This is a genomic window from Kitasatospora sp. NPDC088779 (genome assembly GCF_040685395.1).
GTDB lineage: Bacteria > Actinomycetota > Actinomycetes > Streptomycetales > Streptomycetaceae > Kitasatospora.
Genome location: NZ_JBFBHW010000011.1, coordinates 54,502 through 79,283 on the forward strand (window position 1 = coordinate 54,502; position 24,782 = coordinate 79,283).

Sequence of the window (24,782 nt, forward strand, 5' to 3'; positions counted from 1 at the left end):
TACGAACGAATCGAGCCGCCGGTTCCCGGCGGCCTCCAGTGCCGGAACGATAATCCCGATCAAAACCGGTCACAACATGACATTCCGATGCCCCATGATGACCCCACCCAGGCAGCCGCCCCAGCCGCCACGCCCCGCGCGCTGACCAGACTTGTGCCCAGATCACCCCCGCCTAACCACCACCGCCGCCGGCCCCGGAGCGCCCCGGCCGTCCACCGCGGGGAAAAACGATTTGGACAAACCGACTCGCCCGGCCGATACACTGGCCCTGCAAGGCGCAGATGGGACGAGTACCGACGTACGCAGCCACCAGCGACCCGGGGACGGTGCGAGCCCGGGGGTGTGCACGGCGGGAAGATCACCCCGGAGCCGCCGGAAGAACGGCCGCCCGCCACCGCGCGGGCCGGCCCACTAGACCCGGCAGCAAGCCCAAACAAGAGGGCCGCAGCAGCACCGCGGCCAAGGAGGGTGGTACCGCGGGGCGGCTCGCCGTCTCGTCCCTCCGTCGGATCCCGTTCACATCCGCCGGAGGTATGACGCCCGCGATGAGCACCTACAACTCCGTCCCCGCACAGGTGGACCTGCCCGCCCTCGAACACCAGATCCTGTCGTTCTGGCAGGACAACAAGATCTTCCAGCGCAGCCTGGAGCAGTCCGAGGGCCGCCCCGAGTGGGTCTTCTACGAGGGCCCGCCGACCGCCAACGGCATGCCCGGCGCCCACCACATCGAGGCCCGCGTCTTCAAGGACGTCTTCCCCCGCTTCCGGACGATGAAGGGCTACCACGTCGCCCGCAAGGCCGGCTGGGACTGCCACGGCCTCCCGGTCGAGCTCGCCGTCGAGAAGGAGCTGGGCTTCTCCGGCAAGCAGGACATCGAGGCGTACGGCATCGCCGAGTTCAACGCCAAGTGCCGCGAGTCGGTGACCCGCCACACCGACGCCTTCACCGAGCTGACCACCCGCATGGGGTACTGGGTCGACCTCGACGAGGCCTACCGGACGATGGACCCGTCGTACGTCCAGTCCGTCTGGTGGTCGCTCAAGCAGATCTTCGACAAGGGCCTGCTGGTCCAGGACCACCGGGTCGCCCCCTGGTGCCCGCGCTGCGGCACCGGCCTGTCCGACCACGAGCTGGCCCAGGGCTACGAGACCGTCGTCGACCCCTCGGTCTTCGTCCGCTTCCCGCTGACCAGCGGCCCGCTGGCCGGCCGGGCCGCGCTGCTGGTCTGGACCACCACCCCGTGGACCCTGGTCTCCAACACCGCCGCCGCCGTCCACCCGGAGGTCACCTACGTGGTGGCCACCGACGGCGAGGAGAAGCTGGTCGTCGCCGAGCCGCTGCTCGCCAAGGCCCTCGGCGAGGGCTGGGAGGCCACCGGCGAGTCCTTCACCGGCGCCGAGATGGAGCGCTGGGCCTACCGCCGCCCGTTCGACCTGGTCGAGATCGAGAACGCGCACTACGTCCTCAACGCCGACTACGTCACCACCGAGGACGGCACCGGCATCGTCCACCAGTCGCCCGCCTTCGGCGCGGACGACCTCGCGACCTGCCGCAGGTACGGCCTGCCGGTGGTCAACCCGGTGCTCGCCGACGGCACCTTCGCCCCCGAGGTCCCGCTGGTCGGCGGCCAGTTCTTCAAGAAGGCCGACGAGGCCCTGGTCGCGGACCTCAAGGAGCGCGGCCTGCTCTTCCGCCACCTCCCGTACGAGCACAGCTACCCGCACTGCTGGCGCTGCCACACCGCGCTGCTCTACTACGCGCAGCCGTCCTGGTACATCCGCACCACCGCGGTCAAGGACGCCCTGATCCGGGAGAACGAGGCCACCAACTGGTACCCGGAGAACGTGAAGCACGGCCGCTTCGGCGACTGGCTGAACAACAACATCGACTGGGCGCTCAGCCGTAACCGCTACTGGGGCACCCCGCTGCCGATCTGGCGCTGCGAGGAGGGCCACCTCACCTGCGTCGGCTCGCTGGCCGAGCTCTCCGAGCTCACCGGCACCGACCAGAGCGAGCTCGACCCGCACCGCCCGTACATCGACGACGTGACCTTCGCCTGCCGCGAGTGCGGCGGCACCTCGACCCGGGTCCCCGAGGTCATCGACGCCTGGTACGACTCGGGCTCGATGCCCTTCGCCCAGTACGGCTACCCGTACCAGAACAAGGAGCTGTTCGAGAAGCGCTACCCGGCGCAGTTCATCTCCGAGGCGATCGACCAGACCCGTGGCTGGTTCTACACGCTGATGGCGGTCGGCACCCTGGTGTTCGACAAGAACAGCTACGAGAACGTCGTCTGCCTGGGCCACATCCTGGCCGAGGACGGCCGCAAGATGTCCAAGCACCTGGGCAACATCCTGCAGCCGATCCCGCTGATGGACCAGCACGGCGCCGACGCCGTCCGCTGGTTCATGGCCGCCGGCGGTTCGCCCTGGTCGGCCCGCCGGGTCGGCCACGGCACCATCCAGGAGGTGGTCCGCAAGACCCTCCTCACCTACTGGAACACCGTCGCCTTCCAGGCCCTGTACGCCCGCACCGCCGGCTGGTCCCCCTCGGCGGCCGATCCGGCCCCGGCCGACCGCCCGCAGCTGGACCGCTGGGTGCTCTCCGAGCTGAACACCCTGGTCCGCGAGGTCGACGCCGCCTTCGAGGCGTACGACACCCAGCGCGCCGGCAAGCTGCTGTCCGGCTTCGTCGACGACCTGTCCAACTGGTACGTCCGCCGCGGCCGCCGCCGCTTCTGGCAGGGCGACGCGGCCGCGCTCGCCACCCTGCACGAGGCGCTGGAGACGGTCACCCGCCTGATGGCCCCGATGACCCCGTTCATCACCGAGCAGGTCTGGCAGGACCTGGTCGTCCCGGTCGCCGCGGACGCCCCGGCCTCGGTCCACCTGGCCACCTGGCCGCAGGCGGACGAGTCGCTGATCGACACCGACCTCTCCCGGCACATGGCGCTGGTCCGCCGCCTGGTGGAGCTCGGCCGGGCCACCCGCGCCGAGTCCGGCGTGAAGACCCGTCAGCCGCTGTCCCGCGCGCTGATCGCCGCCCAGGGCTGGGACGAGCTGCCCGCCGACCTGCGCGCGCAGATCGCCGAGGAGCTCAACGTCTCCACCCTGGAGTCGCTCGCCGAGGTCGGCGGCTCGCTCGTCGACACCAGCGCCAAGGCCAACTTCCGCGCCCTGGGCAAGCGGTTCGGCAAGGGCGTGCAGGACGTCGCCAAGGCGGTCGCCGCCACCGACGCCGCCCGCCTGGCCGCCGAACTGCGCGCCGACGGCGAGACCTCGGTCGAGCTGAACGGCGAGCCGGTCGCCCTCTCCCCGGACGAGGTGGTCATCACCGAGACCCCGCGCGAGGGCTGGGCCGTCGCCAACGAGTCCGGCGCCACCGTCGCCCTCGACCTGGCCATCACCCCGGAGCTCAAGCGGCTCGGCGTCGCCCGCGACGCCATCCGCCAGATCCAGGAGGCCCGCAAGAACTCCGGTCTCGACGTCGCCGACCGGATCGTCCTGCGCTGGCGGGCCACCACCGAGGAGACCGCCGAGGCCATCGCCGAGCACGGCCCCCTCGTCGCCGAGGAGGTCCTGGCCACCGACTTCGCCGCCGGCACGGCCGACTGGGACTCCGAGACCTTCGCCGACGAAGCCCTCGGCCTCGCCTTCCAGCTCCGCAAGGCCTGACCGACTCCGAAGCCGCCGTCACCCCGCCCGGGGCGACGGCGGCTTCGCCGTACCCGCGCGCCCCCGAAGCGACGTCACCACCCCGCGCGCGCCCGTCCCCCACCCTCGTCCGCACCACAGCAGAGCGCCCCCTGTTCGACCCGCGGGTCGAACAGGGGGCGCTCTCAAAAGGCCTCGCTACAACCTCAGTTGTCGCCGTCCTCGTCGATCAGGAAGCCCCGCATCGGCGCCGGAGCCTGCTGCATCGGCTGCGGAGGCTGCGGGCGGACGGCCGCCATCGGCTGCGTCATCCCGGCCGGCTGCATCTGCGGCGCGCCGGTGTTGCCACCGGACGCCTGACCGCCGAAGCTCGGCGCCGGCGGGTTGCCGCCGAAGGAGCTCTGCCCGCCGAACGACGGCGCGTTGCCGCCGAAGGCCGGCTGGTTGCCACCGAAGGCCGGGGCACCGCTCATCGCACCGGCACCGGCCGGAGCCATCGACGAGGCCGCCGGCGGCAGCGACGCGGTGGCGGGGATCCGCGGCGGGGCGAGCGAGTCGTCGGCCTGCGACTCCAGCTGGCGCAGCTGGGTCTCCAGGTACGACTTGAGGCGCGTCCGGTACTCGCGCTCGAACGCCCGCAGGTCCTCGACCTTGCGCTCCAGCGTGGCGCGCGCGGACTCCAGCGAGCCCATCGCGACGCGGTGCTTCTCCTGCGCGTCCCGCTCCAGGGCGTCGGCCTTGGCACGGGCGTCGCGCTCCAGGCCCTCGGCGCGGCTGCGGGCCTCGCCGACGATCTTGTTGGCCTCGGAACGGGCCTCCGAGATCGCCTGGTCGGCGGTCTGCTGAGCGAGCGCCAGGACGCGGGCGGCACTGTCGCCACCGGGGCCCTGCTGCTGCATGGGGGCGCCCATGGGGCCGCCCATCTGCTGCTGCTGCGGGCCGCCCATGGGGCCGCCCATCGGCTGCATCTGCTGCTGCTGGCCCATGCCCTGGCCCATCGGGTTGCCCATCTGCTGCGGGCCACCAGGGCCGCCCATGGGCTGGAGCATCTGACCGCCCATCGGCTGGACCAGCTGCTGCTGGCCGCCCATGGTCTGGTTCATCTGCTGCTGCTGCTGCGGGCCGCCCATCTGCTGGGGGCCGGCGGGGAGCTGCGGGGCGCCGGAGGGCAGGCCGAGCGGCTGGTTGCCCATCTGCTGCTGCGGGCCGCCCATCTGCTGCTGCTGCGGACCACCGGGGCCCATCTGCTGCTGCTGCGGGCCGGGGCCCTGCTGGCCGGGAACCGGCGGGCCGGATATGGCGGCCGGAACGGGGGCGCCCGAACGGGCGTCCTGCGGCGGCTCCTTCCGCATGTTCGCCTGGTTCTGCGCGGCGGCGCGAGTCGCGGCGGCCAGCTTGGCGCGCAGGTCCTCGTTCTCGCGAAGCAGGCGGGTCAGCTCTCCTTCGACCTCGTCGAGGAAGGCATCGACCTCGTCCTCGTCATAGCCTTCGCGCAGGCGGACGGTCGTGAACTGCTTGTTCCGAACGTCCTCGGGGGTCAATGGCATCTCTTCACCTCAACGTGATCGTCGGCACACCGGCATCCTGTCGCATCGCTCACCTACGACTAGGGCCGCACAAGCGAGATCAGGACATACACAATGATCATCAGTACGAAGAAGGACAGGTCGAGCGCCACGCCCCCGAAACGCAACGGCGGAATGAACCGCCGAAGAAGCTTGAGCGGCGGATCCGTGACAGTGTACGTGGCCTCCAGGACCAGGACCATGGCCTTGCCGGGCCGCCACGAACGCGCGAACTGGAAGACCCAGTCCATGACCAGTCGCACGAGCAGGAACACCAGGAAGACGGTCAGGGCGTAGTAGAGCACCGCCCACACGATGTCCATCGCGTTTCCCTCTCCCCGGTTCCGGGCCCTTGGGCCTGCCGCTCGTCACCTGTCGCTAATCCACTGTTGATCAGATCCACACGTAAAGTCGTGGCCGGGTCAGCTCTGGTTGAAGAACCCACCCTCGGCGATCCGAGCCTTGTCCTCCGCCGTGACATCGACGTTAGCAGGCGACAGCAGGAACACCTTCTGTGTCACGCGCTCGATACTGCCGTGCAGACCGAAGACGAGTCCAGCGGCGAAGTCTACGAGTCGCTTCGCGTCGGTGTCGTCCATCTCGGTCAGATTCATGATCACGGGGGTCCCGCCACGGAACTGTTCCCCGATGGTACGGGCCTCGTTGTAGGTCCGCGGGTGCAGCGTGGTGATGCGGTAGGGCTCTCGTTCGTTCACTACCTTGGGCATGATCACCGGGGCGCTCTTCTCCAGGTTGTGGCGGCGTTCGGGTGTGATGGACGACACTGGGGCCATCCTCGGGGTCTCCTGCCGGATCGGCACCGCGGCCGGGACCGGCTGCGGAGTGATCGAGGAGACCGGGGCGGGCGCGGCGGCCGGCCGGGGGATGTCCTCGGTCCGCTGTCCCGTTCGAATCGGCTCGGGGTCCGCGTCGTAGTCGTCGTCAGGGTCGTACCCCTGACCGTCGTACGTCTCGTCCTCCACGAGGCCGAGGTAGACCGCCATCTTGCGCATTGCGCCGGCCATGCTCCTGTCTCCTCCGCTCATAGCCACCTCGCTGGCGCTCGGTGGCGGCTTCGCGAAACGCGCACCTTCCGATGGTCGCTCGCTCTGCTCGCTCCGTGCGGACCGACTCCGTCCCGGCGGCCAGGCCGTGCGGCCCTGCCTGCGGATTCCGCGGTCCACCCACGACGGCCCGTCAGGCCGACGGCCGGTCAGAGTTCGTGGGGTGGGGGCCGCGGAGCTGCGATCCACGGTTCGCTAGCGCTCCGAGGAGCTGCTAGATTCTGTCCTATTTTGTCCTGCAGTCTGATCTACTACCCGGTGACGTTACCTGAGGGGTGACCTCACTCCGAGTACCGCCGTTCCGACGCGCACATGTGTCGCCCCGGCGGCAATCGCCTGCTCAAGGTCACCGCTCATTCCCGCGGAGACCATGGTGGCAGCAGGATGGGTCGTGCGTACTGCGGTTGCGATTTCCGTCAGCCGCTCGAAGGCACGGAGCGGGTCTCCGGCGAGCGGACCGGCCAACGGAGCGACGGTCATCACACCGTCCAGCCGCAGTCCGGGCGTGTCGGCGATCGCGTCCGTGAGTTCCGCGACGTCCTCCGGGGCGACTCCGGCCCGGTGGGCCCCCTCGCCGTGCTCCTTGTCCAGGGCCACCTGCACCAGGCAACCCAGCTCCGGGCGCTCGGACTTGAGCACCGCCGCGGAGAGCGACCCGACCAGCCGCAGCCGGTCCACCGAGTGCACGTGGTTCGCGTACCGGACGACCGAGCGGACCTTGTTGGTCTGCAGCTGTCCGACGAAGTGCCAGTCAAGAGGAAGGTTTCTGCACTGCTCTGCCTTGGGTGCGGCGTCCTGGTCGCGGTTCTCCGCGACATCCGTCACACCCAGTCCGGCCAACAGCGCGGTGTCCTCGGCGGGGTAGGTCTTGGTGACGACGACCAGGGTGACCTCGTCGCGCGGCCGTCCGGCAGCCGCACAGGCGTCGGCGATCCTCCGCTCGACCACGTCGAGGTTGGTCCCCAGCTCCTCGTACCGGGCCCGCTGCCCCTCCGTCAGGGTCTCCAGCCAGCTCTGGTCGGGAAGGCCGCCGCGACTCCCCGGGAACGGTCCGTAGATGTCGTTCGTCATCAATGATCAGAGCCCAACCAGACGTAGCTCGCGAGCCGGCCGGTGCGCTGCTCGCGGCGATAGGAGTAGTGATCCGCGGATTCGAGGGTGCAGACCGGTGACCGCACCAACCCGGTGACCCCGGCGGCGGCCAGCTGGGCCGCGACCCCCTCGGCCACGTCCAGCGCCGGTGTTCCCCAGGAGGTCTCGGCGAACGCGGCGGGCACCACCGCGGCGACCTCCGCCCGCAGGTCGGCCGGCACCTCGTAGCACCGGCCGCAGACCGACGGGCCGGTGGCCGCGGCGATCCGGCCGGGTTCGGCCCCCAGTTCGACCATCGCCCGCAGGACCGCGGGCACCACCCCGGCCGCCAGCCCGGGCCGGCCCGCGTGGGCCGCGCCCACCACACCCGCCACCGGGTCGGCCAGCAGCACCGGAGTGCAGTCGGCGGTCAGGACGGCGAGCGCGAGCGGCCGGTCGGTGACCACCGCGTCCACCGTGGGGACGTCCCCCGGCGACTGGCGCTGCGTCACCACGGCGACCCGCGCGCCGTGCACCTGGTTCATCCAGACCACGTCGGCCGGGTCGAGCCCGAGCTCCCCGGCGGCGATCGCCCGGTTCTCCCGGACGGTCTCCGGGTCGTCCCCCACCGCCCCGCCGAGGTTGAGCTCCCCGTACGGCGAAGTGCTCACCCCGCCCCACCTGTCGGTGAAGGCGAAGTGAGCACCCGCGCGTACGGCGTGATCGATCACTTAAGGAAATCCGGGACGTCGAGCTCCTCCGCCGGGCTCTCGACGAACGGCTGCCGGACCGGCTGCACCTGCGGCGGCACCGGGGCGGTGGTCACGGTCTCGGTGGCGCGCGGCGCGGCGTGGGTCTCCCCCTCCGAACGCGACGTCACCGAGCCGATGCTCCCGTAGGACGGCCGGGTGGCCGGGCGCTCCGGGGCGGCCGGCGGCGTGGCCGACGCGGCGGGGGTGGCCTTGACCACCGGGTCGCGGACGATCGCCGGCGGCTGCCCGCCGTCGAAGCCGGCCGCGATGACGGTGACCCGGACCTCGTCGCCGAGCGCGTCGTCGATGACCGCGCCGAAGATGATGTTGGCCTCGGGGTGCGCGGCCTCGCTGACCAGCTGGGCCGACTCGTTGATCTCGAACAGGCCGAGGTCGGAGCCGCCCGAGATGGAGAGCAGCACGCCGCGGGCGCCGTCGATCGAGGCCTCCAGCAGCGGCGAGGAGATCGCCATCACGGCGGCCGCCTTGGCACGGTCCTCGCCGCGGGCCGAACCGATGCCCATGAGCGCCGAACCGGCCTCCGACATGACGGACTTGACGTCGGCGAAGTCGAGGTTGATCAGGCCGGGGGTGGTGATCAGGTCGGTGATGCCCTGGACACCGGAGAGCAGGACCTGGTCGGCCGAGCGGAACGCGTCGAGCACGCTGACCTGGCGGTCCGAGATGGACAGCAGCCGGTCGTTGGGGATCACGATGAGGGTGTCGACCTCTTCGCGCAGGCTCGCGATGCCGTCCTCGGCCTGGTTGGCGCGGCGGCGGCCCTCGAAGGTGAAGGGGCGGGTGACCACGCCGATGGTCAGGGCGCCGAGCGAACGGGCGATGTTGGCGACCACGGGCGCGCCGCCCGTGCCCGTGCCACCACCCTCACCCGCGGTGACGAAGACCATGTCGGCCCCCTTGAGGACCTCCTCGATCTCCTCGCGGTGGTCCTCGGCGGCCTTGCGGCCGACCTCGGGGTTGGCGCCGGCGCCGAGGCCCCGGGTGAGTTCACGGCCCACATCGAGCTTGACGTCGGCGTCGCTCATCAGGAGGGCCTGCGCATCGGTGTTGATCGCGATGAACTCGACGCCCTTGAGACCGACCTCGATCATCCGGTTGATGGCGTTGACACCACCGCCGCCGATTCCGACGACCTTGATGACTGCGAGGTAGTTCTGCGGTGCTGCCACGTCGAAGGCCTCTCGCCTCGAATTTCCGGGTCGGCCCGACCCGACGGGGGATCGTACCGACGGATGTCGATGGGTAGGGAGCCTGGTTTCCGACTGAATGTCCGAAATGCCGACCGCCGACCCCAACCCTAAACTTGACCTTTAGGGTTAGTCCTGTGCCTCCGTCACATCACCAGGGGGCACAGTCTGGTGACACAGGACACTAGGTGGCTCCAGGCACGTGTTTCAACGAACACGCCGAGCTTCCCCTTTTCTTTTGAGCCTATGTGATCATCGGCCGGCACATGAAACCGGGGTGACCACCAAGGGTCGGGCCGACACTTCACAGCGTCAACCCCTCCCTCAGGCACAGAACCTACCGGATCATCCCGACACCGCCGGCGCCTCCGGCGCACTCACGTCGAAGTTCGAGCCCTTCTGAGCCATCAACGCGACCAGCGTCCGGGCCTTGCGGTCGGTCTGCTCCGGGCTCCCCCAACGCACCGTCGCACCCCCGCTGAGCTGCAGCTGAATATCGTCGTACGAGTGCACCAGCACCGCTCCGGCCCGCTTCGCCACCTCGGGCGGCAGTCCGGCGGCCACCGACACCGCGCCCTGAACCAGCTGCGAACGGGAGATCACCCCGTCCGCGTCCTTGGCCTGCTGACTGAGCCGCAGTTCCACCACCGGCACCCCCTCCGGCGGGGCCGCCTCGGTGGCGAAGCTCACGCCGGCGGCGTCCACCTGGGTGAACTGACCGTCCTCCCCCTTGACGGCGGCCACCGCCGTGCGCTGGACGACCTTCACCCGCAGGGTGTGCGGCCAGCCCCGCCACACCTCGGCCTTCGCCACCCGGGGGATCGCCTCCACCCGGCGCTGGACGGCGTCCAGGTCCACTCTGGCCAGCGGGCCGTCACCGATCCCGCCGATCGCCTCGCGGACCTGGTCCGCCGTCAGCTTCTCGTCCTTCGGCCCCTGGACCGCGACCTCGCGCACGTCCAGCACCGAGGAGAAGAACACCACCCAGGCCAGCACGCCCAGCACCGCGGCGCCGAGCACGCTCAGCACCACGATGCCCCGCCGGGAGAGCCGGAGCCGAGGAGCGGACTCCTCGGCCTCCAGCTCTTCCTCCAGCGGGTCGGCGAGCCGGCCGTCAGCCACGGCGGCGACCGCCGCGGGAGGCCTGGATCGCCTCGTAGACCATGCCGACCAGCAGGTCGTCGGCGTCCCGGCGGCCGAACTCGGCGGCGGCCCGGCTCATGTCCCACAGCCGCTGCGGGTCGGTGAGCACCGGCAGCACGTTCTGCAGCACCCACTCCGGGGTCAGCTCGGCGTCGTCCACCAGCAGGCCGCCGCCGGCCTTGACCATCGGCTGGGCGTTCAGCCGCTGCTCGCCGTTGCCGATCGGCAGCGGGACGAACGCGGCGGGCAGCCCGACGGCGGCCAGCTCGGCGACGGTCATGGCGCCGGCCCGGCAGAGCATCAGGTCCGCCGCCGCGTAGGCGAGGTCCATCCGGTCGACGTACGGCACCGCGCGGTACGGCGGCATCCCGGGGATGTCCTCGACCTGCGGCAGCTCGTTCTTCGGGCCGACGGCGTGCAGGATCTGCACGCCGTACTGCTGGAGCCGCGGGGCGATCGCGGTGACCACCTCGTTGAGCCGGCGCGCGCCCTGGGACCCGCCGGAGACCAGCAGGGTGGGCAGCCGCTGGTCGAGGCCGAAGTAGTGCCGGGCCTCCGGCCTGGCGGCGCCCCGGTCCAGGGTGGCGATGGTCCGGCGCAGCGGGATGCCGATGTACCGGGAGTCGCGCAGCTTGCTGTCCGGCGTGGAGACCGCGACGAAGTCCGTGTAGCGGGCGCCGATCTTGTTGGCCAGGCCCGGACGGGCGTTCGCCTCGTGCACCACGATCGGCACGCCGGCCCGCTTGGCGGCCAGGTAGGCGGGCATCGCGACGTAGCCGCCGAAGCCGACCACGGCGTCCGCGTTGACCCGCTCGATGATCTCCTGGGCGGCCCGGACGGTGCCGCGCAGCCGGCCGGGGACGGTGATCAGCTCGGGGGTGGGCTTGCGGGGCAGCGGGACGGCCGGAATCAGCTCCAGCTGGTAGCCGCGTTCCGGCACCAGCCGGGTCTCCAGTCCGCGCTCGGTTCCCAGGGCGGTGATCCCGATGGACGGGTCGTGCCTGCGGAGGGCGTCCGCGAGGGCCAGCGCCGGCTCGATGTGACCGGCGGTCCCCCCGCCGGCGAGTACGACATGCACCGAAATTCACCGCTCCCTGCGTGCCGGCCCCGGGGCCGGGCGCGCTGTGGTTCGTCGTCGTGGCAGCACCCGGGCCAGTCGTCTCCTGATCCGGGAGTTCTTGCTCCGGGCGGCCAGCGCCGCCTTCGCGCCCGAGGTGCTGCGCGCCAGGCACAGCAGCACACCGATCGCGGACATGGCCGACAGCATGGCGGAACCGCCGTAGGAGAACAGCGGGAGCGGGACGCCCGCGATAGGCAGCAGTCCCAGCGCCGACCCCAGGTTGATCATGGCCTGCGCCATGATCCAGGTGGTGGCGGCTCCCGCGGCGTACCTGACGAAGGGGTCCTTCGTACCGATGGCCACACGGATACCCGCGTAGCCTAGTGCCGCGAAGAGACCGATCACCGACAGCGTCCCCACCAGGCCCAGTTCCTCGCCGGTCGCGGCGAAGATGAAGTCGGTGTGCGCCTCGGGCAGCTGGCCCCATTTCTCCACGCCGGCACCGAGACCGGTGCCGAAGCCTCCGCCGAGCGCGAACGAGTACACGCCGTGCAGCGCCTGGAAGCAGGCCCCGTCCGGGTCGGGCTTGGTGACGCCGATGCAGCCCAGGCGCTCCGCCCGGTGCGGGACGGTGATCACCAGCGCGGTGCAGACGACCACGGCCACCCCGACGGTGGCCACGAACAGCCGCAGCGGCGCGCCGACCATCCAGAGCAGCGCGAACAGCATCGCCACCAGGATCATCGAGGTGCCCATGTCGCCGCCGAGCATGATCAGCGCGAGCAGCAGCAGGGCGCCCGGCACCAGCGGGACGAGCAGGTGCTTCCAGGTGGTGAGGGTGCCGGCCTTCTGCTTGCGGGCGAGCAGGTCGGCGCCCCAGAGCACCAGCGCGAGCTTGGCGAACTCCGAGGGCTGGAACTGGAAGAAGCCGAAGTCCAGCCAGTTCTGGTTGCCGTTGATCCGCACCCCGATGCCGGGTACGGCGACCAGCGCGAGCGCGCCGATCACCCCGAACATCACCGGGTAGACGATCACCCGCAGCACCGCCAGCGGCACGGAGGCGAAGCCGATCAGCAGGACCAGGCCGAGGATGGCCGCGATCAGCTGCTTGAGGAAGTAGTACTGCGCCGAGTGGTGCTGGCCCAGGGCGAGGATCTGCGAGGCCGAGAAGACCATCATCAGGCCGAGCACCACCAGCAGCAGCGTCGTGCCGATGACGAGCAGGTAGGGCGTGAGCGGCCGGTCCAGCCAGTACCGCACCCGGTACCGGAAGGCCCGTACCCGGGCCAGCGGTCCGGCCGACTTGTACTTGGTCGTGGTGGCCGAGATCACGCGCCACGGCTCGGCGGCCTCCCGCTCCGGTGCTCCGGAACCCGCCCTGCCCTGCCCAGCCACTCCCCGCTCACTCTCTCTTCACGGCTCACCCGCCGCCGGGCCGCTCCGGCCCGGTACGGCCCTTCGGCTCACTCCCCGCGGTCCGCCAGCTGCCGGACCGCGGCGGCGAAGAGGTCGCCGCGCTCGCCGTAGTTGGTGAACATGTCCATCGAGGCGCAGGCCGGTGCCAGCAGCACCGTGTCACCCGGCCGGGCGAGCGAGGCGGCCGTCCGGACGACCTCCGCCATCGCCACCGCGCCAGTCTGGCCCTCGGCCGCCTCGATCACCGGGACATCCGGAGCGTGTCGCTCCAGCGCCTCCCGGATCAGCGCGCGGTCCTCGCCGATCAGCACGGCGGCGCGCAGCCGCCCGGCCGCGCCCTGGACCAGGTCGTCGAAGGTCGCGCCCTTGGCCAGGCCGCCGGCGATCCAGACGACCGGCCGGAAGGCGGCCAGCGAGGCGGCGGCGGCGTGGGTGTTGGTGGCCTTGGAGTCGTCGACGTAGGTGACCTCGCCGACCACGCCGACCTCGGCGATCCGGTGGGCGTCCGGGCGGAAGGCCCGCAGGCCCTCCCGGACGGCCTTCGGCTCGACGCCGTACGCCCGGGCCAGCGCCGCCGCGGCGAGCGCGTTGGCGATGTTGTGCGGGGCGGCAGGACGGCGCGCAGCGCCCTCCTCGGAAGGGTGGTGGTGGGCGACGGGTGGGCTGACGTCCTCGACGGTGCCCAGCTCGGCCGCGTTCTTGGCCCGGTCGGCCACGAACGCGCGGTCCACCAGCAGCCCGTCCACCACCCCGAGGTTCGACAGGGCGGGCGCGCCGAGGCCGAAGCCGATCGCCCGGCAGCCCTCCTCGACGTCGGCCTCGCGGACCAGCGCCTCGGTGGCCGGGTCGGCCAGGTTGTACACGCAGGCGACGGTGTTGCCCTGGTAGATCCGGCCCTTGTCGGCGGCGTACGCCTCCATCGAGCCGTGCCAGTCGAGGTGGTCGGGGGCCAGGTTGAGCACGACCGCCGAGTGCGGGCGCAGCGAGGGCGCCCAGTGCAGCTGGTAGCTGGAGAGCTCGACGGCGAGCACGTCGTACGGCTCCTCGGCGAGGACCGCGTCCAGGACCGACACCCCGACGTTGCCGACGGCGGCGGTGCGCTTCCCGGCGGCGGTGAGGATCGAGGCGAGCATCTGGACGGTGGTGGTCTTGCCGTTGGTGCCGGTGACGGCCAGCCAGGGGGCGGGCTCGCCGGTGGCGGGCAGCGGCCGGCGCAGGCGCCAGGCGAGTTCGACGTCGCCCCAGACCTCGATGCCGGCCGCCGCGGCGGCGGCGAACAGCGGGCGGTCGGGCGCCCAGCCGGGCGAGGTGACGACCAGCCGGGTGCCCTCGGGCAGGCTGTCGCCGTCGCCGAGGCGGACGGTGACGCCGAGCGCCTCCAGCTCGGCGGCCCGGGCGGTCAGGCCCGCGCCGCTGCCGCCGTCCACCACGGTGACGTGGGCGCCGAGGCCGTGCAGGACGCGCGCGGCGCTGATGCCGGAGACGCCGAGCCCGGCGACGACGACGGGCAGGTTCGCAAAGTCAGGGTTCGTCATCCGGTCCGGTATCCCGCGTAGAAGAGGCCGAGGCCGACGGCCACGCAGAGTCCCTGGATGATCCAGAACCGGACCACGACCAGGACTTCGCTCCAGCCCTTGAGTTCGAAGTGGTGCTGCAGTGGCGCCATCTTGAAGACGCGCTTGCCGGTCATCCGGAACGAGCCGACCTGGATGATCACCGACAGGGTGATGATCATGAAGAGGCCGCCGAGCAGGATCAGCAGCAGCTCGGTGCGCGAGCAGATCGCCAGACCGGCCAGGGCGCCGCCGAGGGCGAGCGAGCCGGTGTCGCCCATGAAGATCTTGGCGGGCGAGGTGTTCCACCAGAGGAAGCCGAAGCAGGAGCCCATCAGGGCGGCGGCGACCACCGCGAGGTCCAGCGGGTCGCGGACGTCGTAGCAGCTGACGGTCGCGGTGACGGAGTAGGCGCAGCTCTGCCCGTACTCCCAGACGCCGATGAAGGTGTAGGCGCCGAAGGCCATCACCGAGGCACCGGTGGCGAGGCCGTCCAGACCGTCCGTCAGGTTCACGCCGTTGGAGGTCGCGGCGATCATGAAGTAGGCGAAGATGACGAACAGCACGGGGCCGATCGACCAGCCGTAGTCCCGGACGAAGGACAGGTGCTGGGACGCCGGGGTGAGCCCGCGGTCGTCCTGGAACTGCAGCGCCAGCACGGCGAAGGCCAGGCCGACGATGGACTGGCCGGCCAGCTTCGCCTTGGCCCGCAGACCGAGCGAGCGGCGCTTGACCACCTTGATGTAGTCGTCCAGGAAGCCGACCAGGCCCAGACCGGTCGTCAGGAAGAGCACCAGCAGGCCGGAGGCCGTCGGGCTCTCGCCCGTTATCGCCTTGGTCCCGAAGTAGGCGATCAGGGTCGCCAGGATGAAGGCGATGCCGCCCATGGTGGGCGTGCCCTTCTTGCTGTGGTGCGCCTTCGGCCCGTCGTCGCGGATGTACTGGCCGTAGCCCTGCCGGGCGAGCAGCTTGATCAGGGCGGGGGTACCGACCAGCGACAGGATCAGGCCGATCATGCCGGAGAAGAGGATCTGCTTCATTACGCGGCCACACCGTCCGAGAGGAGGGCCTCGGCCACCTTCTCCAGCCCCACCGAACGGGACGCCTTCACCAGGACCACATCCCCCGGCCGAAGTTGACTGCGCAGCAGCTCGACCGCCGCGTCCGCGTCGGACACCAGCACCGACTCCTCACCCCACGAACCTTCGTTCCTCGCGCCGAGTTCCATGCAGGCCGCCTCGCGTCCACCGACCGCCACCAGCTTGGTGACGTCCAGTCGGACGGCGAGCCGCCCGATGGCGTCGTGCTCGGCCAGGCTCTCCTCGCCGAGCTCCCGCATCTCGCCGAGCACCGCCCAGGTGCGGCGGCGCTCCGGGCCGCGTCCCCCCATCGAGACCAGCGCCCGCAACGCGGCCCGCATCGAGTCGGGGTTCGCGTTGTAGGCGTCGTTGACGACGGTGACACCATCGGCCCGGTCGACGACCTCCATGCGCCAGCGGGACAGCGCACCCGCTTCGCCCAGGGCGGTCGCGGTGTCGTCGACGGACATCCCGAGCTCCACCGCCACCGCAGCGGCGGCGAGGGCGTTCGAGACGTGGTGCTCACCGTACAGGCGCAGCTGCACGGGCGCGGAACCGGCCGGGGTGGTGAGCGTGAAGGATGGCCGTCCGGCGGCGTCCAGCCGAACGTTCGTCGCCCGGACGTGGGCATCCGGGGATTCCCCGAACAGGACCACCTTCGCCCTGGTACGGCCGGCCATCGCGCGCACCAGCCGGTCGTCCGCGTTGAGGATCGCGGCGCCGTCGGCGGGCAGCGCCTCGACGAGTTCGCCCTTGGCCTCGGCGATCGCCTCCTGCGAGCCGAACTCGCCGACGTGCGCGGTGCCGACGTTCAGCACCACTCCGATCCGGGGCGGCGTGATCGAGGTGAGGTACTCGATGTCGCCCTTGTGCCGGGCGCCCATCTCCATGACCAGGTGCCGGGTGCCGGGCTCGACCCGCAGCGCGGTCATCGGGTGGCCGATCTCGTTGTTGAGCGAGCCGGGCGGGTAGACCGTGTCGCCGAGGCGCTGCAGCAGCTGGGCGATCAGGTCCTTGGTGCTGGTCTTGCCGGCCGAGCCGGTCAGCGCGACGACGGCGGTGCCCTCGGCGCGGGCGACCACGGCCCGGGCCAGCTTGCCGAGCGCGTCCACCACACTGTCGACCAGGACGGCGGGCACGCCGACCGGGCGGTCGGCCAGCACCGCGACGGCGCCGGCCCCGACCGCGACGTCCGCGTAGTCGTGGCCGTCCACGCGCTCGCCGACGAAGGCCGCGAACAGGCCGCCGGGGCGCACCTTCCGCGAGTCGACCTCGACCGGGCCGGTCACCAGGGCGCCGGGGTCGGCGCCGTCCAGGGTGCCCCCGACTGCGGCGGCCACCTCGGCGAGGGTCAGTGCGATCACTGCTGCTCTACTCCTCGGTCGCCCCGGGCGGCCGTGGTCTGCGTGATGGATTCGCGCAGCACCTCCCGGTCGTCGAAGGGGCGGATCTCGTCTCGTACGTACTGGCCAAGTTCGTGGCCCTTGCCGGCCACCAGCACGGTGTCCCCGGCGTGGGCGCGGGCGACGGCGATCCGGATCGCCTCGGCCCGGTCGGGGACGACCAGGACGGTCCCGCGCTCGGCCTCGGGCACCGCGGCGGCGCCGGTCAGCATGCTGGCGAGGATCGCCAGCGGGTCTTCGCTGCGCGGGTTGTCGCTGGTCAGCAGGGCGGTGTCGGCGAGCCGGGCGGCGATGGCGCCCATCGGGCCGCGCTTGTGCGGGTCCCGGTCTCCGCCGCAGCCGACGACGACGTGCAGCCGGCCCTTGGTGACCTCGCGCAGCGAGCCGAGGACGGCCTGGAGGGCGTCCGGCTTGTGCGCGTAGTCGACCACGGCGACGAACGCCTGCCCGGCGTCCACCCGCTCCAGCCGGCCCGGCACGCCGGGCACCGCGGCGACGCCGGCCACGGCCCGCTCCAGCGGCAGGCCGGCGGCGACCAGCAGGGTGATCGCGGCGAGCGCGTTGGCCACGTTGAACGGGCCGGGCAGCGGCACGGCCGCGTCGGCCGCGGCGCCGTCCGGGCCGAGCACCCGGAAGGTGGAGCCGACCGGGCCGAGCTGGACGTCCACGGCCCGCCAGTCGGCCTCGACGGCGCCGGTGGCGGAGAAGGTGGTCACCGGGATCTTGGCCTCGGCGGCCAGCCGGCGGCCGTACTCGTCGTCCACGTTGACCACGCCGTGGCGGGACTTGCCGGGCTGGAAGAGCCGGGCCTTCGCCTGGAAGTAGTCCTCCATGTCCGGGTGGAAGTCGAGGTGCTCGGGGGTGAGGTTGTTGAACAGGGAGACGTCGTACGTCACCCCGTCGGTGCGGCCGTAGACCAGCGCGTGGCTGGAGACCTCCATGGTCACCGCGTCCGCGCCGCGCTCGGCCATCACGCCGAGGATCGCGTGCAGGTCGGTGGCCTCGGGGGTGGTGCGCTCGCTCTTGATCCGCTCGTCGCCGACCCGCATCTCGACGGTGCCGATCACCCCGGGGGCGCGCCCGGCGCCGAGCAGGCCGCCCTCGACCAGGTAGGACGTGGTGGTCTTGCCGTTGGTGCCGGTCAGCCCGATCATCAGCAGCCGCTCGGAGGGGCGGCCGTAGACGGCTGCCGCGAGCTCGCCCATCCGGGCCCGCGGCCGGTCGACGACCAGCAGCGGCAGGCCGGTGCCGGCCGCCAGCTCGGCGCCGGCCGGGTCGGTGAGCAGCGCCGCCGCGCCCGCCGCCGCGGCCTGGGCCGCGAAGGCCGCGCCGTGGTGGTTGGCGCCGGGGAAGGCCACGTACACGTCGCCGGGGCGCACCGCCCGGGAGTCGTGGGTGACGCCGCTGACGAGGCCCCCCTCGACGGGATCGAGGCCCAGCTGGCGGGCCAGTTCGGCGAGCGGCAGGGCGGCGGTCCCGGCCGGGCGGGGCGGACTCACGGTGATTTGATCGGGTTTCGGCACGGCGGGAAGGCTATCCGCCGAAGGGTGTCCAGGGCCAAACCGGCCCTTCGCCGCGCCGCCGTCCGGCCCGACCCGCTCGTTGCTCATACTCGCTCACGGCTTCCACTCGACGGGCAGGTTGGGCGCCTGGCTGCCGCTGGGCGGGACCTGCATGGTCTTCAGGGTGAACTCCATCACCTGCTTGAACACCGGTCCGCACAGCTGGCCGCCGAAGTGGCCGTTGACCGGCCCCTGGAGGGTGCAGGAGACGGTGTACCGGGGGGCGTCGGCGGGGGCGAAGCCGATGAAGGAGGCGGTGTAGCCGTCGTAGCCCTTGCCGTTGGCGGCCCCCCGGTTGGCGGTGCCGGTCTTGCCGGCGACCCGGTAGCCGGGGATGGCGGCCTTGCCGCCGGTGCCCTGCTCGTCGTCGACGACCGACTCCAGCATCGAGGTGAGGGTCTTGGCGGTCTGTTCGCTGACCACCTGGGTCTGCTCGCCCGGCGGGGTCGCGGTGTACTTGCCGTCCGGGCTGGTGGTGCCCTGGACGATGCTGGGCGCGACCCGGACGCCGCCGTTGGCGATGGTCGAGTACACCGAGGTGGCCTGCAGCGCGTTCATCTGCAGCGGGCCCTGGCCGAAGGCGATGTTGTACTTCTCCGAGGCGACCAGGTCCCCCGGCGTCTTGAGCATCCCAGGGGTCTCGCCGGGGAAGTTCAGACCGGTCGGCTGGCCCACGCCGAACTTGCGCATGTAGCCGTCCAGCGTCTTGTTGACCTCCGACTGGTCGGCGCCGAGGGTCTCGACCGCCTCGATGGTGCCGATGTTGGAGGACTTGGCCAGCACCCCGGCCAGGGTCAGGTACCAGTCGCCGTGCTCGACGTCGTCCTTGAACTGCTGGCCGGCCCGGACCAGCCGGTTGGGCACGGTGACCTTGGTGTCCCAGTTGGCCTTGCCGGTGTCCAGGACGGCGGCCAGGCTCATCAGCTTGGCGGTGCTGCCCGGCTCGTACGCGTCGACCAGCGCGGCGTTGCCCATCTGGGACTGCTTGGCGGTGCTCAGGTCGTTCGGGTTGAAGCCGGGCGCGGTGGCCATCGCCAGGACCTGACCGGTCTTCACGTCCTGGACGACGACGTAGCCCTTCTCCGCCCCGGAGTTGGCGACCTGGTCGGTGAGCGCCCGCTGGGCGGCCCACTGGATGTCCCGGTTGATGGTCAGCTTCACGTCGGTGCCGGGCACGGCCGGGTCCATCGAGCCCCCGGCGGTGGGCACCAGCCGGCCGCCCGCCTGGGCGTAGCTGCTGTGCCCGTCCTTGCCGGCCAGCTGCTTCTGGTACTGGAGCTCCAGGCCGCCGGCGCCCTCGCCCTCACCGTTGACGAAGCCGACCAGGTTGGCGGCCAGGCCGTCGGCGGGGTAGATCCGCTTCTGGGTCTCCCGGTTGAACACCCCGGCCAGCGGGTTGGCGCACTCGTTGTCGACCCGGGTGCGTCCGCCCTGGTCGGCGGCCTTGGTCAGCAGCCGCTTCTGGGCCTGGCAGGTCCGCGAGCCGGCCTGCTTCTCCAGGCCCGCCTTGAGGTCGCTGATCTGGCTCTTGGTGGCCGGGGTCTGCTGGGCGGCGAGCCGCTTGTAGCGGGTCTTGGGGGTGTGCAGGTCGGCGGCGATCTTGTCCTTGGGCACGCCGAGGATCGGCGCCAGCAGGGCGGCCGCCTGCTCCGGGGCGTCCGGGATGCCGGTCGCCGCCGGGGTGAACATCGCCGGGTCGGCGGTGATGTCGTACGCGTCGACGGTGGCGGCCAGCGCCACCCCGTCGGAGGACGTTATCGAGCCGCGCTCGGCGGTGATCGGGATGTTCAGGTAGCGGTTGGTGTTGGCGTCGGCGGCCAGCGCGTCGGAGTCCAGCAGCTGGAGCTGTACCAGGCGGCCCGCGAACACCGAGAACACCAGCGACATCACCACGGTGATCACCCGCAGGCGGCGCTTGGGCTCGGCCAGCCGGAGCGCCTTGGGGCGCAGCGGGCGGCGCGGCCGGACGGCGGCCTGGCTCCGGGCCGGCGGGCGGCCCTCGGGGCGGCGCTGCTGCGGTGCCCGGGGCGTACGGGCGGCGGCGGCCTTGGCGGGCTGGCCCTTGGCCGGCTGCCCCTTCGCGGACTGTCCCTTGACGGGTTGTCCCTTCGCGGGCTGGGCCTTGCCGGCGGACTGGCCGCGCGGCGCGGCCGCGCGGGGCGCGGCGCCCTTGGGCGGCTGGCGGCGGCCGTTGCCGGAGCCTCCGGACGGCTGACGTGGCGTGCTCATCGGCCCGCACCTCCGGTCGACGGCGCGGCCGGGGAGGCCGGGTTGATCTGGACCACGGAGTCACCGGCCGTCGCCGCCGGGCTCGGCGCGCCCGGGGGGGCGCTCGCCGGGGGCGCACCCGCCGGGGCGCTCGGCGCCGGCTGCTTCATCGGCCACGGGTCGACCGTCGAGCGCTTGACCGGCGGGCTGTCCTGCGCCGGTCCGGGCGTGCCGATCACCTTGCCGCCGTTCGGGACGTCCAGGAAGGCCATCCCGCCGGCCGGGACCATGCCCAGCTCGGCGGCCCGCCGCGCCAACGCGTCCGGCGCCGAGCTCTGGTCGATCTGGTGCTGGAGGCCCTGCTTCTCGTCGGTCGCCACGGTGGTCTGCTTCTGCAGCCGGGACAGTTCGAAGGAGCCCTCGTTGAGCGCCGTGTTCAGCGCCAGCAGCCCGAGCAGCCCCGCCGCGAGCAGCACCACCACGAGCACCGCGAACGGCGTGCGGCCCCGCACCGGACGCCGCCCCGGCCGGACCGTGATCCGCGCCCTGCCCTGTCCGGGGAACGATCCCCGCCCCGCCCGGACCCCACCGGCCACCGGCCCCACTGCTCTCCTCCGCCCTTCGGACCCCGCCGGGGCCAACGTTTCAGCCCCGCTTGCTACGGTCCCTGATCCTCTCCGCCACCCGCAGCCGTACGGGCGCGGCGCGCCGGTTCTCCTCGATCTCCTCCTCCGTGGCCAGCTCGGCACCACGGGTGATCAGCTTGAGCCAGGGCTGGTGCTCCTCCGGGATGAACGGCAGCCCCGGCGGCGCGGTGTTGGTCGACCCGGCGGCGAAGTACTGCTTCACCAGCCGGTCTTCCAGCGACTGGTAGGACATCACGACCATCCGACCGCCGATCGCCAGGGCCTCCAGCGCACCGGGAATCGCCCGGTCCAGGACCTCCAGCTCGCCGTTGACCTCGATCCGCAGCGCCTGGAACGTCCGCTTGGCCGGGTTCCCGCCGGTCCGGCGGGTCGCCGCCGGAATGGCGTTCCGCACCAACTCGACCAGACGCGCGCTGTTGGTGAACGGTTCCTTCTCCCGCTCCCGGAGGATCACCGAGGCGATCTTCCCGGCGAACCGCTCCTCGCCGTAGACCTTGAGGATCCGGGCCAGGGCACCGTGGCTGTAGGTGTTCAACACCTCCGCCGCGCTGATCCCCCGGGTCTGGTCCATCCGCATGTCCAGCGGCGCGTCCTGCGCGTACGCGAAACCGCGATCGGCCTCGTCCAGCTGCATCGAGGAGACGCCGAGGTCGAACAGGACGCCGTCCACCCGGTCGATGTCCAGGCGCTCCAGCACCTCGGGGATCTCGTCGTAGACGGCGTGCACCAGGGTGGCCCGGTCTCCGAAGGGCGCCAGCCGCTCGCCGGAGAGCTTCAGCGCCTGCGGGTCGCGGTCCACCGCGACCAGCCGCACCTCGGGGAACTGGGTGAGCAGCGCCTCGCTGTGCCCGCCGAGGCCGAGGGTGGCGTCCACCACCACCGCCCCGGGGCGCGAGATCGCCGGAGCCAGGGCGTCCATGCACCGCTGCAGCATGACCGGAACGTGCTTGGGGCCCGGATCGTTGGTGGTCATGCGCGGTGGCGCCCTTCCTCAGGTGCGGAGCAGCCCGACGACCGGGAGCTCCGACCATTCTCGCCCACCACTGCACGACGCGACGACGCGGCCCGTGGTCCCCGCCCGCTCCAGGGGGAAGATCGTGACCGCCCGGCGCCGGGGAAGGTGCGCCAGGTGGGCACGGAGCGGGTGGAGGCCACGGGCCGCATCAACCGGGCCACCCAGGCCGGAAAAGCCCGGTTGACGGGATCCGGCGGGTGTGCTCCACTGCGCCGCAAACTCTATCGCGCGGGCCCCGCCAGTCAATGGTCCGCTCCGGCGCACCACCCGGGCGGCGGTACGGATCACCGCAGGTCGCAGCCATGGGAGTGGCCCCGCGGAGGTGCCGGCCGGGGGCCCGCGGGAGCGGCCGCGCGCCCCACCCGCGCACCCGCCCCGCGGGCGCTCCGGGACCAGCCCGGACAAACCCTCCCGAACGCGTGGAACGGTCCGCCTGTTGTGGCTATGCGCTCGATCACAGCGGCCCGATCTGTAGCTCTCCTCCCCACCGCGGACGCCCGAATCGCACTAACGTCGCCACCATGACAGTGACCCCCGACCGGCCGACGCCGACCGACGCTGCCGACTCCCCGCGACCCGCCATCATCGACCGCTTCGTCACGGACAACCGCGAGTACGCCGTGACCTTCCGGGACGGCGGCATGGACGCCCGCCCGGTCCAGAAGATCGCCGTGGTGGCGTGCATGGACGCCCGCCTCGACCTGTTCGCGGCGCTCGGCCTCGAACTGGGCGACGCCCACGTCATCCGCAACGCGGGCGGCGTCGTCACCGACGACACCATCCGCTCCCTCACCATCAGTCAGCGCGCCCTCGGCACCCGCTCGGTCGCGCTGATCCACCACACCGGCTGCGGCCTGCTCGGGCTGACCGAGGACTTCCGCCGCGAGCTGGAGCTGGAGGTCGGCCAGCGCCCGCAGTGGGCGGTGGAGGCCTTCGTCGACCTCGACGGCGACGTCCGCCAGTCCATGCAGCGGGTCCGCACCTCGCCCTTCCTGCTGCACACCGACGACGTCCGCGGCTTCGTCTTCGACGTCCACACCGGGCTCCTGCGCGAAATCCACTGAACCCCGTACCCGCACCACCGCCCCGCACCGCGCACCGCCCGGCCAACGGCGTCCGGGCATCCGGGGCCGTCCCGAGGGTGACTTCTGGTCACCGGTCAGGGGAGAATGCGCCTGCCGGTCAGACCTCGAACCACCTGGGGCGGCCAGGCCGCAGGCCGCTACCCCGGCACCGGATTCCCGACGGAACCGCCCCCGGGAAGGCCGCGTCAAGCATGGGGTGGGGTCCGGCCTCGGGGTGAGGCGGGCACAGGGTGCCAGGGAGCGTATACGGGTGACGAGCTACAGCGATCAGGCCGGTCTCGGCAGTCCTGCGGGGGGCGGCCAGGGGACGGACGGGTACCACCGGGCCGGACTTCCCGAGCTCGCCGCGGTCGTGGACCGGATCCGCGCCAACATCGAGAGCGTGATCGAGGGCAAGCCGGAGGCCGTCCGGGTCGCACTGACCGTCCTGCTCGCCGAGGGCCACCTGCTGCTGGAGGACGTGCCCGGCGTCGGCAAGACCATGCTGGCCAAGGCGCTCGCCCGCTCGGTCGACTGCACCGTCCGCCGCATCCAGTTCACGCCCGACCTGCTGCCCTCGGACGTCACCGGCACCAACATCTACGACCAGCACCAGCGCGACTTCGAGTTCCGCCCGGGCGCGATCTTCGCGCAGATCGTGGTCGGCGACGAGATCAACCGCGCCTCGCCCAAGACCCAGTCCGCGCTGCTGGAGTCGATGGAGGAACGCCAGGTCACCATCGACGGCACCAGCTACGAGCTACCCTCGCCGTTCATGGTCGTGGCCACCCAGAACCCGGTCGAGATGGAGGGCACCTACCCCCTGCCGGAGGCCCAGCGGGACCGTTTCATGGCCCGGATCTCGATCGGCTACCCCAGCCCCGAGGCCGAGTTCGCGATGCTCGACGTGCACTCCGGCGCCAGCCCCCTGGAGGACCTCCAGCCGGTGGCGCACGCCGCCGACATCCTCAAGCTGGTCGACCTGGTGCGCAGCGTGCACATCGCCGACCCGGTCCGCCGCTACGCCGTCGACCTGGTCGGCGCCACCCGAACCAGCCACGAGCTGCGTCTGGGCGCCTCGCCGCGCGCCACCCTGCACCTGGTCCGGGCCGCCCGCGCCGCCGCCGCGCTCGACGGGCGCGACTACGTCACCCCGGACGACATCCAGCGCCTGGCCGTGCCCGTCCTCGCGCACCGCCTGATGCCGACCGCCGAGACCCAGCTCAGCCGCCGCACCGCCGAGCAGATCGTGACCGACCTGGTCGCCCGGCTGCCGCTGCCGCGCCCGCAGGGCGGCCCGGCCGTCCGGAGGGGCTGAG

General features: G+C 72.1%; 19 protein-coding genes. 3 read left to right on the forward strand and 16 right to left on the reverse strand.

The window, feature by feature from the left end; translation table 11 throughout:
* The first annotated feature begins 545 nt into the window (after window positions 1-545).
* Window positions 546-3,674 carry an isoleucine--tRNA ligase gene (gene ileS, locus AB0P03_RS12775; protein ID WP_363628774.1) on the forward strand — a complete coding sequence of 1,043 codons (3,129 nt, stop codon included), beginning with the start codon at window positions 546-548 and terminating at the stop codon, window positions 3,672-3,674.
* A gap of 185 nt (window positions 3,675-3,859) precedes the next feature.
* Here ileS and AB0P03_RS12780 read toward each other — a convergent pair whose 3' ends face one another.
* The 16 genes from AB0P03_RS12780 to rsmH form a co-directional block, all read right to left on the reverse strand.
* Window positions 3,860-5,200: a DivIVA domain-containing protein gene (locus AB0P03_RS12780; RefSeq protein ID WP_363628775.1), complete on the reverse strand. Its 1,341-nt coding sequence runs from the start codon at window positions 5,198-5,200 to the stop codon at window positions 3,860-3,862.
* Window positions 5,201-5,259: 59 nt separating this feature from the next.
* On the reverse strand, window positions 5,260-5,541 hold the full coding sequence (locus AB0P03_RS12785) for a YggT family protein (protein ID WP_063347232.1): 282 nt from the start codon (window positions 5,539-5,541) through the stop codon (window positions 5,260-5,262).
* 99 nt (window positions 5,542-5,640) lie between these two features.
* The gene (gene sepF, locus AB0P03_RS12790; protein ID WP_031071810.1) at window positions 5,641-6,243 is read right to left on the reverse strand and encodes a cell division protein SepF; all 603 of its coding nucleotides are present in this window, start codon (window positions 6,241-6,243) and stop codon (window positions 5,641-5,643) included.
* 303 nt (window positions 6,244-6,546) lie between these two features.
* The gene (locus tag AB0P03_RS12795; RefSeq protein WP_063351048.1) at window positions 6,547-7,281 is read right to left on the reverse strand and encodes a YggS family pyridoxal phosphate-dependent enzyme; all 735 of its coding nucleotides are present in this window, start codon (window positions 7,279-7,281) and stop codon (window positions 6,547-6,549) included.
* A gap of 71 nt (window positions 7,282-7,352) precedes the next feature.
* A complete protein-coding gene (pgeF, locus tag AB0P03_RS12800) occupies window positions 7,353-8,084 on the reverse strand; it encodes a peptidoglycan editing factor PgeF (protein WP_363582918.1) in 732 nt (243 codons plus the stop codon).
* Complete coding sequence (gene ftsZ / locus AB0P03_RS12805; protein WP_363582920.1) at window positions 8,081-9,295, reverse strand: cell division protein FtsZ; 1,215 nt, start codon at window positions 9,293-9,295, stop codon at window positions 8,081-8,083. Before ftsZ ends, pgeF begins: the two co-directional genes overlap by 4 nt.
* A 363-nt stretch (window positions 9,296-9,658) precedes the next feature.
* A complete protein-coding gene (locus AB0P03_RS12810) occupies window positions 9,659-10,435 on the reverse strand; it encodes an FtsQ-type POTRA domain-containing protein (protein ID WP_363582922.1) in 777 nt (258 codons plus the stop codon).
* Entirely contained in the window at window positions 10,428-11,534 is a 1,107-nt protein-coding gene (gene murG, locus AB0P03_RS12815; RefSeq protein WP_063347235.1) for an undecaprenyldiphospho-muramoylpentapeptide beta-N-acetylglucosaminyltransferase, read from the reverse strand. Before murG ends, AB0P03_RS12810 begins: the two co-directional genes overlap by 8 nt.
* Window positions 11,535-11,540: 6 nt before the next feature.
* On the reverse strand, window positions 11,541-12,806 hold the full coding sequence (gene ftsW / locus AB0P03_RS12820; RefSeq protein ID WP_350884436.1) for a putative lipid II flippase FtsW: 1,266 nt from the start codon (window positions 12,804-12,806) through the stop codon (window positions 11,541-11,543).
* Between the two features lie 173 nt (window positions 12,807-12,979).
* A complete protein-coding gene (gene murD, locus AB0P03_RS12825; protein ID WP_363628777.1) occupies window positions 12,980-14,467 on the reverse strand; it encodes a UDP-N-acetylmuramoyl-L-alanine--D-glutamate ligase in 1,488 nt (495 codons plus the stop codon).
* Complete coding sequence (gene mraY, locus AB0P03_RS12830; protein WP_350884360.1) at window positions 14,464-15,525, reverse strand: phospho-N-acetylmuramoyl-pentapeptide-transferase; 1,062 nt, start codon at window positions 15,523-15,525, stop codon at window positions 14,464-14,466. Before mraY ends, murD begins: the two co-directional genes overlap by 4 nt.
* A complete protein-coding gene (gene murF, locus AB0P03_RS12835) occupies window positions 15,525-16,928 on the reverse strand; it encodes a UDP-N-acetylmuramoyl-tripeptide--D-alanyl-D-alanine ligase (RefSeq protein WP_363582926.1) in 1,404 nt (467 codons plus the stop codon). Before murF ends, mraY begins: the two co-directional genes overlap by 1 nt.
* The gene (locus AB0P03_RS12840; protein ID WP_363628778.1) at window positions 16,925-18,490 is read right to left on the reverse strand and encodes a UDP-N-acetylmuramoyl-L-alanyl-D-glutamate--2,6-diaminopimelate ligase; all 1,566 of its coding nucleotides are present in this window, start codon (window positions 18,488-18,490) and stop codon (window positions 16,925-16,927) included. Before AB0P03_RS12840 ends, murF begins: the two co-directional genes overlap by 4 nt.
* A 93-nt stretch (window positions 18,491-18,583) precedes the next feature.
* Entirely contained in the window at window positions 18,584-20,758 is a 2,175-nt protein-coding gene (locus AB0P03_RS12845) for a penicillin-binding protein 2 (RefSeq protein ID WP_363628780.1), read from the reverse strand.
* Window positions 20,755-21,249 (reverse strand): hypothetical protein, encoded by a 495-nt coding sequence (locus AB0P03_RS12850; RefSeq protein ID WP_363582930.1) that lies wholly within the window; start codon window positions 21,247-21,249, stop codon window positions 20,755-20,757. The genes AB0P03_RS12845 and AB0P03_RS12850 overlap by 4 nt, the downstream gene beginning before the upstream one ends.
* A 133-nt stretch (window positions 21,250-21,382) precedes the next feature.
* Entirely contained in the window at window positions 21,383-22,357 is a 975-nt protein-coding gene (rsmH, locus tag AB0P03_RS12855; protein WP_363582932.1) for a 16S rRNA (cytosine(1402)-N(4))-methyltransferase RsmH, read from the reverse strand.
* Between the two features lie 563 nt (window positions 22,358-22,920).
* Between rsmH and AB0P03_RS12860 the strand changes: the two genes are divergently transcribed.
* Both AB0P03_RS12860 and AB0P03_RS12865 read left to right on the forward strand, forming a co-directional pair.
* Entirely contained in the window at window positions 22,921-23,463 is a 543-nt protein-coding gene (locus tag AB0P03_RS12860; RefSeq protein ID WP_063347243.1) for a carbonic anhydrase, read from the forward strand.
* Window positions 23,464-23,836: 373 nt separating this feature from the next.
* Entirely contained in the window at window positions 23,837-24,781 is a 945-nt protein-coding gene (locus tag AB0P03_RS12865; RefSeq protein WP_363583028.1) for a MoxR family ATPase, read from the forward strand.
* Window position 24,782: the final 1 nt, after the last annotated feature.